12 protein-coding genes are annotated in these 15,282 nt (G+C 69.0%); 6 read left to right on the top strand and 6 right to left on the bottom strand.

The features are described 5' to 3' along the window. The first annotated feature begins 117 nt into the window (after positions 1-117). Positions 118-966: an ABC transporter substrate-binding protein gene (locus Q0672_RS10400; protein WP_298621980.1), complete on the top strand. Its 849-nt coding sequence runs from the start codon at positions 118-120 to the stop codon at positions 964-966. A 13-nt stretch (positions 967-979) separates the two neighbouring features. Then, entirely contained in the window at positions 980-2,740 is a 1,761-nt protein-coding gene (locus Q0672_RS10395; protein WP_298621978.1) for a PQQ-binding-like beta-propeller repeat protein, read from the top strand. Between the two features lie 24 nt (positions 2,741-2,764). On the opposite strand, the gene Q0672_RS10390 is transcribed toward Q0672_RS10395, so the two are convergent. The 3 genes from Q0672_RS10390 to Q0672_RS10380 all read right to left on the bottom strand — a co-directional run bounded on the left by Q0672_RS10390 (position 2,765) and on the right by Q0672_RS10380 (position 5,402). Further along, positions 2,765-3,394 (bottom strand): response regulator transcription factor, encoded by a 630-nt coding sequence (locus tag Q0672_RS10390; RefSeq protein ID WP_298621976.1) that lies wholly within the window; start codon positions 3,392-3,394, stop codon positions 2,765-2,767. Next, positions 3,391-4,791, bottom strand: coding sequence for a histidine kinase (locus Q0672_RS10385; protein WP_298621974.1), 1,401 nt, complete (start codon positions 4,789-4,791; stop codon positions 3,391-3,393). Before Q0672_RS10385 ends, Q0672_RS10390 begins: the two co-directional genes overlap by 4 nt. Before the next feature lie 98 nt (positions 4,792-4,889). Further along, the gene (locus Q0672_RS10380; RefSeq protein WP_153161852.1) at positions 4,890-5,402 is read right to left on the bottom strand and encodes a hypothetical protein; all 513 of its coding nucleotides are present in this window, start codon (positions 5,400-5,402) and stop codon (positions 4,890-4,892) included. A 33-nt stretch (positions 5,403-5,435) separates the two neighbouring features. On the opposite strand from Q0672_RS10380, the gene Q0672_RS10375 reads away from it, so the two are divergent. The 3 genes from Q0672_RS10375 to Q0672_RS10365 all read left to right on the top strand — a co-directional run bounded on the left by Q0672_RS10375 (position 5,436) and on the right by Q0672_RS10365 (position 7,224). Continuing rightward, positions 5,436-6,356: a class I SAM-dependent methyltransferase gene (locus tag Q0672_RS10375; RefSeq protein WP_298621971.1), complete on the top strand. Its 921-nt coding sequence runs from the start codon at positions 5,436-5,438 to the stop codon at positions 6,354-6,356. A 114-nt stretch (positions 6,357-6,470) separates the two neighbouring features. After that, positions 6,471-6,923, top strand: a complete 453-nt coding sequence (gene fliL, locus Q0672_RS10370) for a flagellar basal body-associated protein FliL (protein ID WP_298621966.1) — start codon at positions 6,471-6,473, stop codon at positions 6,921-6,923. A gap of 124 nt (positions 6,924-7,047) precedes the next feature. After that, positions 7,048-7,224, top strand: coding sequence for a hypothetical protein (locus Q0672_RS10365; protein WP_153161849.1), 177 nt, complete (start codon positions 7,048-7,050; stop codon positions 7,222-7,224). Between the two features lie 192 nt (positions 7,225-7,416). Here the strand turns inward: Q0672_RS10365 and Q0672_RS10360 are convergent, their stop codons facing one another. Further along, a complete protein-coding gene (locus Q0672_RS10360) occupies positions 7,417-9,138 on the bottom strand; it encodes an ATP-binding protein (RefSeq protein ID WP_298621964.1) in 1,722 nt (573 codons plus the stop codon). 217 nt (positions 9,139-9,355) lie between these two features. Between Q0672_RS10360 and Q0672_RS10355 the strand changes: the two genes are divergently transcribed. After that, on the top strand, positions 9,356-10,483 hold the full coding sequence (locus tag Q0672_RS10355) for an NADH:flavin oxidoreductase/NADH oxidase (protein WP_298621963.1): 1,128 nt from the start codon (positions 9,356-9,358) through the stop codon (positions 10,481-10,483). Between the two features lie 7 nt (positions 10,484-10,490). Here Q0672_RS10355 and Q0672_RS10350 read toward each other — a convergent pair whose 3' ends face one another. After that, on the bottom strand, positions 10,491-13,904 hold the full coding sequence (locus Q0672_RS10350) for an ATP-binding protein (protein ID WP_298621962.1): 3,414 nt from the start codon (positions 13,902-13,904) through the stop codon (positions 10,491-10,493). A 117-nt stretch (positions 13,905-14,021) separates the two neighbouring features. Beyond that, the gene (locus tag Q0672_RS10345; RefSeq protein ID WP_298621960.1) at positions 14,022-15,224 is read right to left on the bottom strand and encodes a glycosyltransferase family 1 protein; all 1,203 of its coding nucleotides are present in this window, start codon (positions 15,222-15,224) and stop codon (positions 14,022-14,024) included. Between the last annotated feature and the right edge of the window lie 58 nt (positions 15,225-15,282).

The following is a 15,282-nucleotide window of genomic DNA, read 5'->3' as shown; positions in this document are numbered from 1 at the left end:
AATTTGCCCGACCTGCCTGCCGATTTTGCCCGTTGCCCGGCGGGAGGCCCCCCGAACCCCGCGCCGGGCCTAGAATCCGCAAAAACAAGACCTCATCCATTTCCCCGGAGACAACCCATGAAATCCTCCCCCCGCCGCGGCCTTCTGCTGGGGCTTGCCGCCCTGCTGCTCACCGCCCACCTGCCGGCCCAGGCCGACGAACAGATGGACGCCATCCACAAGCGCGGGCGGCTCAAGGTGGCCGTGTACAACAACTTCCCGCCCTACTCCGATGCCGGCAAGGGCATCGACGTGGAACTGGGCCAGGCACTGGCCGCCAGGATGGGGCTGCAGGCCGAGATCATCGGCTTTCTGGCCGGCGAGGACATGGGCGACGACCTGCGCAACATGGTCTGGAAGGGCCACTACCTGCGCGGCGAGCCGGCCGACGTGATGCTTCGCGTGCCGGTGGACCCCGTGTTCGCCAAGGACAACGAGCAGGCGCACATCTTCGGCGCCTACCAGCAGGAGGTGATGGGCATGGCGCGGGTCGCCAGCCGCATCCCCGCCCCCAGCGGCTCGGCGGCGGTGGCGCTGGAGGTGTTCACTCGCGAGAAGATCGGCGTCGAGGGCGACACCCTGGCGGATGCCTTCCTGGGCGGCGCGCTGCAGGGCCGGCTGCGGTCCAACATCACCCACTTCAAGTCGATCGGCGAGGCCGTCAAGGCCCTGAAGGAAGACAGCGTAGCCGCCGTGATGGCGCCCCTGGCCGAGCTGGAAGGCGCGCTGGTGGGCGAGACCCGCTTTGCAGTGGAAGAAGCCAAGCTGGGCGAACTCAACCCCAAACGCTGGGCGATCGGGATGGCCGTGAAGGCCGATTCCGAGGAACTCGCCACCGCCCTCAGCAGCGCCCTCGCCGACCTGCAGAAGGACGGCACCGTGGCCGCCATCTTCAAGCGCCACGGCGTGACCCTGCGCACCCACTGATCCGGGCCGAACGATGCGCACATCCATTCGACTCCTCCCCGCCCTCTGCGCCCTGGCCCTCGCTCCGGCCTTCGCCGCCGACATCGACTGGCCCACCTACGGGCTGGATCTGAACAACCAGCGCTACGCCACGCCCAGCCAGATCAACACCGGCAACGTGGGCAGGCTCACCCGCGCATGGGCCTACCAGAGCGGCGTGAAGGCCACCTTCCAGAGCACGCCGATCATGGTGGATCGCACGGTGTATCTGTCGCTGCCCTTCAACGGCGTGGTGGCGCTGGATGCCGTCACCGGCAAGCAACTGTGGCGCTACGAGCACCCGCGCAAGAAGGATTACCCGATGTGCTGCGGCCCGGGCAACCGGGGCGTGGCGGTGGCGGACGGCAAGGTCTTCATTGGCACCGTAGATGCGCGGCTGGTGGCGCTGGACGCGAAATCCGGCAAGGTGGTGTGGGATGTGGAGGTGGCCGACAGCGACAGCGCCCGGCAGGAGTCGGTAACCACCCTCAACGAATCCGACCCGCTGCGCAAGGCCACCATCGCCGGGCAGTCCGGCGTGGGCATCGCCATGGCGCCGGTGGTGCACAAGGGCAAGGTGCTGATCGGCGTGACCGGCGTGGGCTACGGCCTGCATCTGGATTCCGACCGGGACGGCGCGCCCCTGGGCGCGGTGGTGGGCTTTGCCGGCAGCTACGGCCGCCCCGGCTTCCTCGCGGCCTTCGACGTGGCCACCGGCAAGCGCGTGTGGCAGTTCGACACCATCGCGCCGACCAACTGGGAGGGCGAGTTCCGCCGCACCACGCCCGACGGCGTGGCCCTGCACCGGGACATCGACAAGGAGCGCGCCGACCTGCCTAAATACCCGGACGCAGCCCGCTACGGCGGCGGCTCGGCGTGGTCCACGCCGGCCATCGATACCGAGAACGGCCTGCTCTACTTCGGCACCGGCAACCCGTCGCCCCAGATGGACGGCACCTCGCGGCCGGGCGACAACCTGTACACCGTGTCGCTGGTGTGCCTGGATGTGGCCACCGGCAAGATCCGCTGGCACTACCAGCAAGTGCCCCACGACCAGTGGGGCTACGACGTGGCGAGCCCGGCGGTGCTGTTCGACTACCCCCACCAGGGCAAGGTGGTGCCGGCGGTGGGCCAGGCGGCCAAGATCGGCTGGTACTACATCCACAACCGCCTCACGGGCGAGTTGCTGAAGAAGTCGGACGAGTTCGTGGTCCACCAGAACACCTTCACCAACCCCACGCCGGACGGCCAGGTGATCCTGCCGGGCGTGCTGGGCGGCATCAACTGGTCGCCGACCTCGGTGGATGCGAAGAAGCTGGTGGCCTATGTGCCGGCGATCCACTGGCCGGTGAAATACACCAAGAAAGTGATCCCCGCGACCAGCGCCAAGCCGGCGGTGGAATACACCACGCTCGAGCCGCTGATGGACGTGCCCCGCTGGGGCGTGCTGTCGGCCATCGATCTGGCCACCGGCCGGATGAAGTGGCAGCACAAGACCGCCCAGCCCCTGGTGGGCGGCGTGCTCGCCACCGCGGGCGATCTCGTCTTCATGGGCGAAGGCAACGGCCGCTTCAACGCCTACGACGCCGCCAGCGGGCAAACCCTGTGGAGCGACCAGCTGGATGCCGGCGTCAATGCGCCGCCTGTGACGTGGCAGATCGACGGCGTGCAGTACGTGGGCGTGGCGGCCGGCGGCAATCAGATCTTCGGCTACAAGGCCGGCGACACCTTCCAGGTCTATCGCCTGGGGCAGTAACGCGGCGAGGCCCGGCCCCGGGCCTCAGCCGATCAGCTTGAGCTTCATGGCCAACCGGGCGAGCTCGATGTCGGTGCGCACGCCCAGCTTGGTCTTGATCTGGTAGTGCACGTTCTGCACCGTCTTCGGGCTGATGTTGAGGATGTTGCCGATCTCCTCGGTGCCCAGCCCGTCCAGCAGCAGGCGCAGGATCTCGAACTCCCGGGGGTTGAGCTCCCCGGCCGGGTTGCTGGCGCCCTCCAGCAGGGTCAGCGCCATCTCCGGGGCGATGTCGGGGCTCAGCACCTTCTCGCGGCGGGCCACCTTGTACACCGCCTGGATCAGCACGTCCGGGCTGCTGCTCTTGGTCACGTAGCCCAGCGCCCCGGCGCGGATCGCCTGGGCCGCAAAGAGCGGGTCGCGGTGCATGCTGAACACCAGGATGCAGGCCTCCGGCTGGCGCTGGAGGATGCGCTGGGTGAGCTCGATGCCGCCCATGCCGGGCAGCGACAGGTCGAGGATGGTGAGGTCGGGCTGGCCTTCGCGCAGGATCTGCAGGGCCTCTTCGGCAGAGCCGGCCTCGGCCTCGACGCGCAGGTCGGCCCGGCGCTCCAGCAGACGGCGGTAGCCTTCGCGGACCACCGCGTGGTCGTCGACGAGCAGGATGCGGATCACGGGGTCTCCTTGGTGGTGGCGTCGTCGGCGAGGGGCAGGCGCACGCTCACCAGTGTGCCGCGCTCGGGCGCCGGGCCGATGCGCAGGGTGCCGCCCAGCGCCAGCACCCGCTCTTCCATGCCCAGCCGACCAAAGCCGCCGGGCTTGCCGGCGGGGCGGGTGTCCTTGCCGCCATAGCCCAGTCCGTCGTCGCGGATCTCCAGCAGCAGCCCGCCTGCCTCGCTCCGCAGCGTCACCGCCACCCGCCCCGGCTGGCCGTGGCGGACGGCATTGGTGAGGCTCTCCTGGATGATCCGGTAAACGCTCACGTTGATGTTGTCGGGCAGATGGTCGAGCCCTTCGCCGGCCTGCAGCGTGAAGTGGATGTCGCGGCTGCGCTGGTTCCAGCCGGCGATCAGCTGCCGGAGGCTGGGCAGCAGCCCGAACTCCTCCAGCCCCGTGGGGCGCAGGCGGTGGAGGATCTGCTGCAGGGTTTCCATCATGTGCCCGACTGTCCTGACGATGGAGTCGGCACACGGGCGCAGGGCCGGCACGCCCTCGTCGGCGAGTTCGCGGGCGAAGGCGGCCTCGGCGTTGAGGGACGCGAGATACTGGCCGAACTCGTCGTGCAGCTCGCGGGCCAGGTGCTGGCGCTCCTCCTCGCGCACCGACAGCAGCCGGTGGGCCAGGCGCTGCTGGCTGTGGATGGTGCGGGCGAGGCGGTCGGCCAGGTGGTTGAAGCCCTCGGCGATGCGGTTGAGCTCGATCAGCGCGAAGCCGGGCATACGCGCCTTCAGGTCGCCCCGCTCCATCCGCCCAAGGGTGCCAAGGATCGCCTCGGACGGCGCCAGCGCGTTGCGCACCGGCCGATACACGAAGAAGCTGAAGAGCAGGATCATCGTGCTCACCGCCACCAGATTGGCCATCTTCAGGGCCAGCTCCAGCACCTCGCGGCCGTAGTTGGGCGTGACCACCAGCTGCCCGCCGGTGATGCCCGGGTACTGCCCGATGCTGCCGCGAAACTCCGCGTCGTCGCCCACCACGCGGCGCATGAATGCCTCGACCGGCGCGGGCAGGCTAACCGCCTCGGCAAAGCACTGGCGATAGGTGGCGTGGGTATGAAAATCGCTCATCTCTATGCAGAAATCGATCACCTGCCCCATCGCCTTGAGGGCGGAAAGATCCAGGTTGAGCTCGGCGAGCGTCGCGTCGTAGGCCGAGTAGTTGCGGTTGATCTCTTCGGTGATGAGCTGGCGGATCGCCACGCCGGTGCGCTGAATGTCGCCGCGCACCCGGTAGCGGGCCTCCAGCAGCGTGACCACCGCGCCCAGGAGCAGCACGATCAGCGCAAACAGGCTGACCCGGACGAAGAGATGGCGCTTGAGGTCGAGCGGGCGCAGGCGGGGAGCGGCAAGCATGGCGAGGGGTGTCAACTTCGGTGGACCCACAGGATGCCGCAAAACCGCAGGGTAATTTGCCCGACGTGACGCGGGGCATCCACCCGACCTGCCGACTCTCAGAACGCGTCCTTCGGCGCCTTCTTCTCGAACACCGGCGAGGCCGGGCGCTGGAAGTTCACCTCCAGCATGTCGGACCGGAAATCGGTACCGGCATCGTTGCCGGAGAACAGGTCGGCGATCCGCTTGCCGGACTTGAAGACCATCACCGAGATGCCCTGGGCCATGCCGGTGGCCTCGACCACGTAATAGGTGAAGGGGCCGCGCTGGAAGGCGAAGATGTCCTCGCCCATCCGCGGGCCGGTGGCACGGCTGGTGAGGGCGGCCCTCTCTGCGGCGCTGGCGACGTGCTCGATCTCCACCTCACCCGGCTTGCCGTAGCGATAAACGAAGCGACCGAAGGGCTCCTTCGGCTTGTCGGCGCAGAGCGAGACGAGCTTGCCGCTCTTGCGGACGACGCCGTTCCCGTCGAGCTTGCCCATGCGGGCGGCGCCGGCCAGCCGGGCATCGTCGATCCCCGCGCAGGCCGCGTACGCCCGAAGCCTCGCCTGCCCAACAGTTTTCCGGGACAATCCGGGCCCGTCCCGCCAGCCCTTCGCCCGCCCATGCAGCCGCTCCTCGACGCCATCGCCGCCCTCACGCCGCCCACCGACGCCGGGCGTATCTTCCACGGCCGTGGCGGGCTTCATCCGGGCTGCGAGCAATGGACGCTGGACGCCTATCCGCCGGTGCTGCTCCTCACCAGCTTCGAGCCGGCCACCGATGACGAGCTGGCTGCCATCGGCGCGGCGCTGGAAGCCCGTTGGGCGCAGGTCGCGCCGGGCGAGCCGCTCAACTGGGTGTATCAGTACCGCTTCGAGGCCCGCGCCGAGACGCGGCTGATGGCCGGCAGCGTGCCCGAACCCCATGTGATCAGCGAGGCCGGGGCGCGCTTCCGGGTGCATCTGCTGCGCGGGCTCAACCACGGCTTCTTCCTCGACATGGCCGAAGGCCGGCGCTGGGTGCGGGCGCAGATGGCGGCGCGGCCGGGGCAGCGGGTGCTCAACCTGTTCGCCTACAGCTGCGCGTTCTCGGTGGTGGCGCTACAGGCGGGCGCCGGGCAGGTGGTGAATGTGGACATGGCCGGCGGCGCGCTCTCCATCGGCCAGAAGAACCACCAGCTCAACGGGCTGGGGGCCGGGGCGAGCTTCATGCCCCACGACATCTTCGCCTCGTGGGGCAAGATCAAGCGCAGCGGGCCCTACGATCTGGTGATCCTCGACCCGCCCAGCTACCAGAAGGGCAGCTTCGTGGCCGAGAAGGACTACGCCCGGCTGGTGCGCCGCCTGCCCGACCTGCTGGAGCCCGGCGGGCAGGCGCTGCTGTGCCTCAACTCGCCCAAGCTGGGGGCGGATTTCCTCCACGGGCTGATGGCCGAACACGCGCCGGCGATGCAGTTCGTCAAGCGCCTGGCCAACCCGCCGGCCTTTGCCGACGTGGCGCCGGAGCGTGCGCTGAAGGTGCTGGTTTACCGCGCGCCGGGCTGAGGCGCCCTGCGCGGGAGTCAAGTTCCGGCAAGAAATGCCGAAGAGCGTGTGTCACCCGCGCACGTCCTGCCACGACGGGTGGCCTGCCCGATCAATCATCCGATGGCCCCTGCCATGTTCAAGCCCCTTCGCGCCGCCTGTGCGCCGCTTCTCCTCATCGCAGGCCTGAGCCTTGCCCAGCCGCTGCTCGCCAACGATCACGGTGGCGGGGGCGGCGGCGCCGACCTCATCACCCTCGAGACGATCACCACCAACCTGGCTGCGGACGCCGACGGTTCGAGCCGCTTCGTGCAGCTGGCGATCACCCTGCGTCTGGACGACCCGAAGGGCGCGGCGGCGATCAACGCCTACATGCCCCAGGTGCGCAACGACATCCTGATGCTGCTGGCCGGCCACAGCGGCGCCGAGCTGAAGACGACCAAGGCCCGCGGCGACCTGGCCGAGGAGATCCGCGACGCGATCAATGGCATCGTCGGCAACCCGGCCTACACCGACAAGCGCGGCCATCGCCAGCCCGCCATCGGCCCGGTGAAGACCACGCTGTTCACGAATTTCATCATCCAGTAGGTGCGGCCGGCAAACGCGCATGCCTGTTGAATTCATCACACACTCAAGTCTTGTTCGGTAATACCGTAACACCGGCATGGCCTTTGCTATGTCAAAGAACAGAAAACAGGACGGAGACACCGACATGAACACCCTGCACTTTCACTTCCAGTTGGGCACCGCGCTGCGGGCAATCCTGGCCTGGCTGGCCGATACGACCCAGGAGAGCCGTTCCGCGCGGCTTTCGACCATGGGCATGGCGGCCTGCCGGCGGGATGGCTACGGCTTCGAGCACCCGGGCGAGGACCACCGCTTCCGCTGAGGGATGCACCTGTATGGGGCGGCGGGCACTCGATATGGGCGCCGGCCTGCCCGGGTTCTCCCGTAGGTCGGACTTCAGTCCGACACCTGGCGGGCAGATCAACCCGTGAAGTCGGACTGAAGTCCGACCTACGGAATCCGAAAACGACAAAGCCGCCCGCGGGCAGCTTTGTCGTTGCTGGCGCGGGAGCGCTCAGTTGGCAGCGTCGTCCGCGGCAGCCGCCGCGTCGTCGGTGTTCTCGACCGGCAGGGTGACGGTGAAGGTCGTCCCCTTGCCCACCGTGCTGGCCACGTCGATGGTGCCGTGGTGCTTGCCGATGATGCCGTAGGCGATGGACAGCCCGAGCCCGGTGCCCTTGCCGATGGGCTTGGTGGTGAAGAAGGGCTCGAAGAGATGGGCGAAGTTCTCTTCGGGGATGCCCACCCCGTTGTCGCTCACGTGGATGCGCACGGTGCCGGTGGCGTCGTGCTCGGTGGTGATGACGATCTCGCCCTTCTCGGGGATGGCGTGGGCGGCGTTCACCAGCAGGTTCATGAACACCTGGTTGAGCTGTGACGCGATGCAATACACCTGGGGCAGCGCCGGGTCGTAGTTCTTGACCACGGTGCACTTGTACTTGATCTCGTTCCAGATGATGTTGAGGGTCGAGTCGATGCAGGCGTGCAGGTCGGCCCAGCCCCAGCCGGCGCCGCCGACGCGGGAGAAATCCTTGAGGTTCTGGACGATGTCCTGCACCCGGGTGAGGCCGTCCTTGGATTCGCTGAGGAGCTGGAAGATGTCCTCGTGCACGAAGTCGAAATCCTTCTGCTTCTTGAGGGCTGCCAGCTCGGCGGCGTCGGGAGCGGGCAGCGCGGCGGCGGCCTTGTCGTCGTAGGCCCGGAGGATCTCGAAGATGCCTTGGAGGTAGCCTTCGAGGGTGGTCACGTTGGAGCGCACGAAGCCGATCGGGTTGTTCAGCTCGTGGGCGACACCGGCGGCGAGCTGGCCCAGCGAGGCCATCTTCTCGGACTGCAGGAGCTGGTTCTGGGCGTCTTCGAGCTTGCGGTTGAGCTCGCGCTGGTGGGCCAGCGATTGCGCAAGCTGCTCGCGCTCACGGCGCAGCTCGATCTCGGCGGCCACCTTGTCGGTCACGTCGTTGGCGTAGACCACCACCCGCGGCGGGTTGCCCGGCACCGGATAGACGGTGACGTGGAAGATGCGCCCCCGGTTGGCGGCGTCGATCTCGGAGCTGTGGCCGGTGGCGAGCACCTCGGCGATCTGGTCGGCCAGGCGGATGCCGAACTCGGGCGGCAGCAGGTCGAACAGGTTCTGCCCCGACAGCCGGGCCGGGGTCGAGCCGAAGAACTCGGCGCCGATGCGGTTGATCGCCATCAGCGCGCCATCGGGGGTGATCATCGCGATGAGCTGGTCGGCGCTGTCGAGGATCGCGCCGAGGGTTTCGGTGCGCTCCATCACCCGCGATTCGAGGGTCTCGTTCTGGGTGCGCAGCTCGTCCTGGGCCTGCTTGAGCTTGAGGTGACTCTTCACCCGCGCCAGCAGGATCGCGGCGCGCAGGGGCTTGGTGATGTAGTCGGCGGCGCCCAGCGACAGCCCGTGCTGCTCGTCCTCGTCGTTGACCCGGGCGGTCACGAAGATCACCGGGATGTCCCGCGTCACCGGGTTGGCGCGCAGGCGCTGGATGACCTCGTAGCCGTCCATCTCCGGCATCATCACGTCGAGCAGGATCAGGTCGGGGCGCGGATGGGCGGCGGCGATGCCGAGGGCCACCGGGCCGGATTCGGCGGTGAGCACGTTGAAGTGCCCCTCCAGCATCCGGCTGACGCCTTTCAGGTTGATCCGGGAATCGTCCACCACCAGGATGGTGGGCGCCCCAGGCTCCACCGAGGGCTTCTGTCGTTCTGGGGTCGCCAGCATCTTGTCGTCTCCCGAGGTCTTGCGCGCACCGGCTCTCTCCGGGCACAGGCTTCGTCACATCCGGTCATTACGGAAGCCCGTCCACACGACTTGATAGCCCGCCAAAAATATCCTGCCTGCAAGCGCCGGGCCGTGGGGCGGCGCCGGTTTACCCGGATGGGCCGCTGTCATCCTTTTCTGGGATCATCCGGTCTTTGCCCATCCGGAGCCGCTTCCGATGCCTGACTCCTCCAGCACCCTGTTCACACCCTTTTCCCTCGGCAAGCTCAGCCTGCCCAACCGCATCGTCATCGCGCCCATGTGCCAGTACTCGGCCGACGGCGACGGCAACGCCACCGACTGGCACCTGATCCACCTGGGCAGTCTGGCCCTCTCGGGTGCCGGCATGCTGATCATCGAGGCCACCGCCGTGTCGCCGGAAGGCCGCATCACCCACGACTGCCTGGGCCTGTGGTCCGACGCCAACGCCGCCGCCCTGGGCCAGGTGCTCGACAGCGTGCGCCACCATTCGTCGATGCCGCTGGCGATCCAGCTCGCCCACGCCGGCCGCAAGGCCTCCAGCGCAGTGCCCTGGGCCGGCGGCCAGCTGCTGTCGGTCGAAGACGGCGGCTGGCCCTGCGTGGCCCCGTCGGCGGTGGCGTATTCGGATGCCGAGCCGGCCCCCACGACCCTCGACGCCGCCGGCCTCGTGCGCATCCGCGAGGCCTTCGTGGCCGCCGCCCGCCGCGCTGCGCGCATCGGCATCGACTGCGTCGAGCTGCACGGCGCCCACGGCTATCTGCTCCACGAGTTCCTGTCGCCGCTCTCCAACATCCGCGACGACGCCTACGGCGGCAACCTCGAAAACCGCATGCGCTTCCCCCTCGAGGTGTTCGACGCGGTGCGCGCGGCCTTCCCGGCCGACCGCCCGGTGGGCATGCGCATCTCCGCCACCGACTGGGTCGAGGGCGGCTGGGATCTGGAGCAGAGCGTGGCCTTCGCCCAGGCCCTCAAGGCCCGCGGCTGCGATTTCATCCACGTGTCCACCGGCGGGCTGTCGCCGCTGCAGAAGTTCGCGGTGGCGCCGGGCTTCCAGGTGCCGTTTGCCGAGCGCATCCGCGCCGCAACCGGCATGCCCACCATCGCGGTGGGCCTCGTCACCGAAGCCGAGCAGGCCGAGGAGATCGTCGCGAAGGGTCAGGCCGATCTGGTCGGCGTGGCCCGGGTGATGATGTACGAGCCCCACTGGCCGTGGCACGCCGCCGCCAGGCTCGGCGCCAAGGTGAATGCGCCGCGTCAGTACTGGCGCAGTGCCCCGCGCGGTGCCGGCGACCTCTTCACCGGCGCAAAGATCGGCATGCGCTGAAGCGGCGTCAGGCGCTGGCCGGGCGCCGGTGACGCAGGATCGAGCGCACCATCGCCTCCGGCTCGATGGGCTTGGCCAGGTGATCCACCATCCCGGCCGCCAGGCAGGCCGCCCGCTCCTCGTCGAGGGCGTGGGCGGTCTGGCCGATCACCGGCAGGTCGGGGGCGATCCCGCCCAGCAGGCGGGTCGCCGTGTGGCCGTCCATCACCGGCATCTGCACATCCATCAGCACCACGTCGAAGGCTGACGCGCCCCGCGCCTGCACGCAGTCGATGGCCGCCTGGCCGTTCTCGACCAGCGTCACCTCGGCGCCTTCGCTGCACAGGTGGTCTTCGAGCACCATCTGGTTCACCTCGTTGTCCTCGGCCACCAGCACGCGGATGCCCGCCAGGCGGGTGCCGGGCTCGCCGTCGGCGCCTTCCGGCACGGCCTCGGCGTGCGCGGCCACCAGCGGCACATAGGGCAGCCGCACCTCGAAAGTGCTGCCCTCGCCTTCCACGCTTGATGCCCGCAGGCTGCCGCCCATCAGCCCGACGATGCGGTGGGTGATGGTGAGCCCCAGCCCGGTGCCGCCAAACTTTCGGGTGGTGGAGTTGTCGGCCTGCTCGAAGGGCGCGAAGACCTTGTCGATGTCGGCCTGACGCATGCCGATGCCGGTGTCGCTGATGCGCAGCACCAGTTCGTCGCCCTCGGCCCCCGCGTAGAGCGTGACGCTGCCGTGCTCGGTGAACTTGATGGCGTTGGAGAGCAGGTTCACCAGGATCTGCCCGATCCGCAGCGGATCGCTGATGCACGCCGCCGGCAGCGACGGCGCCCGCTGCAGGCGGATGCTCAGGCCCTTGTCCTCGGCGCGCTCCTCCATCAGCGCCAGGGTGTCGCCGATCACCTTGACCAGATCCACCTCGATGGCCTCGATGCGCAGCTTGCCGGCCTCGATCTTCGAGAAATCCAGGATGTCGTTGATGATGCCCAGCAGCAACTGGCCCGACGACAGGATGCGCCCGAAGGTGTTCCGGGCCGCATCCCGCCCGACGCTCTCCCGATAGCCCATCCGCGCCAGCCCCAGCACGCCGTTGAGCGGGGTGCGGATCTCGTGGCTCATGTTGGCGAGGAACTCGCTCTTCACCCGGGCCAGGCGCTCGGCCTCGGCGCGGGCGGTTTCCAGATCGGCGGTGCGCGCGGCGACGAGCTCCTCGAGGCTGTCCCGGTAGCGGGCCAGCTCTTCATCCTTGCGGATCCGCTCGGTGACGTCCTGCAGGATGATGATGCCGCCCGTGATGTCGCCATCCGCATCCCGCAGCGGCGCGCAGGACACCGACACCAGCAACTCCTTGCCGGCGTAGGAGGTGCGATAGCCACCCTCGTATTCGCCCAGCTCGCCGGCCAGCGCCGCGCGCATGGCGGGCACGATGCGCTGGTCCTTCAGCGTCTTGCAGTCGAGGCTCAGCATGTACTCGTGGGGCACGGCCATGATGTTGGCGAACTGCAGGTTGCAATAGACCACCTTCAGATCGGTGCCGTACTGCAGGATGCCCACCGGCGAATACTGCAGCAGCAGGCGGTTGCGCTCCTCGCTCTCGCTGCGGGCCAGCTCGGCCAGCTTGCGGTCGGTGACGTCGGCCTGCACGCCCTCCCACAGCACCGCACCGTCGTCGAGCCGCGTCGGCCTGGCGATCACCCCGACCCAGCGGACCTCGCCTCTCACCCGGACGCGGCCCTCCCAGGTGAAATCGCGCTCGCTGTCGAAGCTGCCCGCCCGCGCATTCTTGAGCGCCGGGCGATCGTCCGGATGAACCTGGGAGAACACCTGCCGCGCGTCGGCCATCGCCGCCTCCACCGTCACCCCGAGCTGCGAGCAGAAGCGCGGGCTCACATAGGTGAAGCGCGAAAGCCCGTCGGGCTGCCAGCGGAAGCCGAACACGCCGGTGGGGATGCGCGCCACCAGCTTCTCGTAGTCGGCCACGGCGCTCTGCAGCGAGTCCTCGACCTGCTTGTATTCGGTGATGTCCTGCACCGCACCGTGGACGCTCAGCGGGTGGCCGGCGGCGTCGCGCTCCATCAGGCCAACCCCATGCACCCAGCGGATCGCCCCGTCGCGGCAGATGATGCGGTAGCTCTGGTCGAAGGGTTCGCCGTTCTGCACCAGCCCGACCATGAAGCGCTCGATCACCCGGCGGTCGTCCGGATGAACCAGCTCGATCCAGTCTTCCGGCACGAAGGGCCGCTCCCGCGGAACACGGAAGACATCACGCAGGGTGGGCGAAGAGGTCGTGACCTTGTTGCTCAGGTCGATGGAGTAGACGCCCAGCTTGCCGATGCCCTCGGCCGCGGCCAGGGCCCGGTCCCGCACGCGCAGCTCGCCCAGGGTGGCGGCCAGGCGCACGTTGGACTCCCTCACCTGGCTCGCATCGTCCTGCTGACGCCGGTAGAGATGGCCGATCAGCAGCGCCGAACCGCCCGAGACGATCAGGAAGGCCGTCAGCAGGATGCCGGTCTGCCAGGCTTCCCGATACCACTGCACGAGATAGTCGTGGCTCGACAGGCTCACCCCCACCACAAAGGGCAGGCCATCGACCCGCTGCACGGCCAGGAAGCGTTCGCTCCCGTCGCCACCATCGCCGCTGTCCGTGGCGCGGAACACCGCGGCGTTCTGGCCAGCGCCCAGGCGCTCGCGCACGCCCTCGGCCGACCACACCTCGCCGATCTCGCCGGCCGGGCCGGTGACGGGCGGGTAGCGGGTGATGAGGCTCAGATCCTGATAGCGCAGCATCGCGCTGCCGCCGGGCCCGAGGCTCGGGCGGGACAGCATCGCGGTGAGGTACTCGACCGGCACGATGGCCACCACCACCCCGGCGAAGCTCCCGTCGGCGCGGTTGTAGCGGCGGGCAAAGGGTACGATCCAGATCTTCACGACCCGCCCGATCACCGGCCGCGACACCGTAAGCCCGGCCGCGGGATTGGCCTTCAGCGTGCGGAAGTATTCCCGGTCGGAGATGTCGGCCTTCAGCACCGGACCAAGGGCCCCTTCCCAGCGCAGCGCGCCGTTGGCGTCGTAGACGCGCACGCCCTCGATCTCCGGCAACCAGCCCTTGTAGCGCATCAGCATTGCGCGGATCTCGTCGGCGGTGAGGTAGGACTGCCCTTCCGCCTCCTCCCGTTCGAGCTCGTCCGCCAGCGCCCGCAGCGCCAGATCGATGGTGCGACCGCTGTTGGCGAGGCCCTGATCAAGGGCGCCGGCCAGGTTGCGGGCGTTCTGGGCTACCAGGGCCTCCGTCTGGGCGCGGCTGCCGATGAGGCTGAACACCCCCAGCCCGATCGCCAGCAGGTTGCTCAGGACCACCGCCATGATCAGCACGACGACGAAACGTCGCTGTCGCTCCGGCGCGAGGAGGGTGGAGAGGAAACGGGACAACACGTTCATGGGCGGCGACGACCTGGATCGGCATGCGGACTCGACCTTTCGCAACCCGTTGCGAAGGCCTGTCGCTCTCTATCGGCATCCAGCTGCTGCCCTGAAGGCTGGACGCGGTGACGGGCCCTATCGGCGGGCGAAGATCGGGGCGCTGAGGATCACCTGGCGCTGGATTCCCACCAGCCGTTCGACGATCACCCGCCACGCCAGACTATCCACCCGGGCCCGCGCCGCCAGATGCAGGCTCGCGCGAAGGTCGGGAGATTCGGCCAGCGCCACCGCCCCGGCCACGAAGCCGGGCTCGTCGCCGGGCTCGGCCAGCCAGCCGTGCACCCGGTGGTCGATCAGTTCATGGGCAGCAGCATCCCGATAGGCTACCACCGGCAGGCCGCTGGCGAGCGCCTCCGCAACCACGTTGCCATAGGTTTCGGTAAGACTTGGAAACACGAACAGGTCGGCGCTGGCGTAATGCGCGGCCAGCAGCACGCCGGTCTGGGCGCCGACGCACACCGCCTCCGGCAGGCGCGCCCGCAGCTGCGGCAGGGCCGGGCCATCACCCACCAGCACCAGCCGCGCCCGGGGGTGACGGGCTCGGACGGCCACGAAGGCCTGCTCCAGCAGGGCCAGGTTCTTCTCGGGGGCGACGCGACCCACGTACAGCACCGCCAGATCATCGGGCGCCAGCCCCCACTGGCGGCGCAGGGCGTCGCTGCGCCGGGCGGGATCGAAGAGGGTCGTATCCACCCCGCGGGAGACCACATCCACCCGCGGGATGCCCTGCCCCGCCAGCTCGGCGCACAGGGCGCGGGTGGGCACCAGGGTCAGGTCGGCCCGGTTGTGGAACTTGCGCAGGTAGGCCGCGATGGGGCGCTTGAGCCAGCCCACGCCATAGTGGCCGGTGTAGCGATGGAAGTTGGTGTGGAACTCGCTGATCACCGGCAGGCGCAGCTTGCGCGCCGCGGTGAGCGCCGACCAGCCCAGCGGCCCTTCGGTGACCACCTGCACCACGTCCGGCCGCTGGTGCGACCAGCGCCGCAGCAGCACCTTCTGGGCCGGCAGGCCGAGCTGCAGGTTGGCGTATTTCGGGATCGGGATGCCCCGGGCGAGCATCTGCTCCACCCCGTCGGCGGCGATGACGGCCCCTTCGTGGGCCTGGCGCGGGCGGATCAGATCCACCCGGTGGCCGGCGGCGACGAGCCCCTCCACCATGCGGCCGGTGGTCATCGCCACCCCGTTGATTTCGGGCGGATAGGTTTCGGTCACCACGGCAACCCGCAGCGGGCCCTTGTGGCTGACGATTTCCTGGCAGACGAGTCCGGCGTTGTCCATCCGCGCAGTGTCGCCGGCGGATGCTGCACGGGCGTTACCGCCAGGTGATGGCCGGATG

It is taken from the genome of uncultured Zoogloea sp. (assembly GCF_937894855.1).
Classification (GTDB): Bacteria; Pseudomonadota; Gammaproteobacteria; order Burkholderiales; family Rhodocyclaceae; genus Zoogloea; species Zoogloea oryzae.
This window is presented reverse-complemented; position numbering and strand designations above follow the sequence as displayed.

Excerpts from the sequence above, each read along its gene's own strand:
- Q0672_RS10365 (WP_153161849.1), top strand. The coding sequence starts at position 7,048 with ATGAACACCCTGCACTTTCACTTCCAGTTGGGCACCGCGCTGCGGGCA.
- Q0672_RS10395 (WP_298621978.1), top strand. The coding sequence starts at position 980 with ATGCGCACATCCATTCGACTCCTCCCCGCCCTCTGCGCCCTGGCCCTC.
- Q0672_RS10345 (WP_298621960.1), bottom strand. The coding sequence starts at position 15,224 with ATGGACAACGCCGGACTCGTCTGCCAGGAAATCGTCAGCCACAAGGGC.
- Q0672_RS10355 (WP_298621963.1), top strand. The coding sequence starts at position 9,356 with ATGCCTGACTCCTCCAGCACCCTGTTCACACCCTTTTCCCTCGGCAAG.
- Q0672_RS10385 (WP_298621974.1), bottom strand. The coding sequence starts at position 4,791 with ATGCTTGCCGCTCCCCGCCTGCGCCCGCTCGACCTCAAGCGCCATCTC.
- Q0672_RS10350 (WP_298621962.1), bottom strand. The coding sequence starts at position 13,904 with ATGAACGTGTTGTCCCGTTTCCTCTCCACCCTCCTCGCGCCGGAGCGA.
- Q0672_RS10375 (WP_298621971.1), top strand. The coding sequence starts at position 5,436 with ATGCAGCCGCTCCTCGACGCCATCGCCGCCCTCACGCCGCCCACCGAC.
- Q0672_RS10360 (WP_298621964.1), bottom strand. The coding sequence starts at position 9,138 with ATGCTGGCGACCCCAGAACGACAGAAGCCCTCGGTGGAGCCTGGGGCG.
- fliL (WP_298621966.1), top strand. The coding sequence starts at position 6,471 with ATGTTCAAGCCCCTTCGCGCCGCCTGTGCGCCGCTTCTCCTCATCGCA.
- Q0672_RS10400 (WP_298621980.1), top strand. The coding sequence starts at position 118 with ATGAAATCCTCCCCCCGCCGCGGCCTTCTGCTGGGGCTTGCCGCCCTG.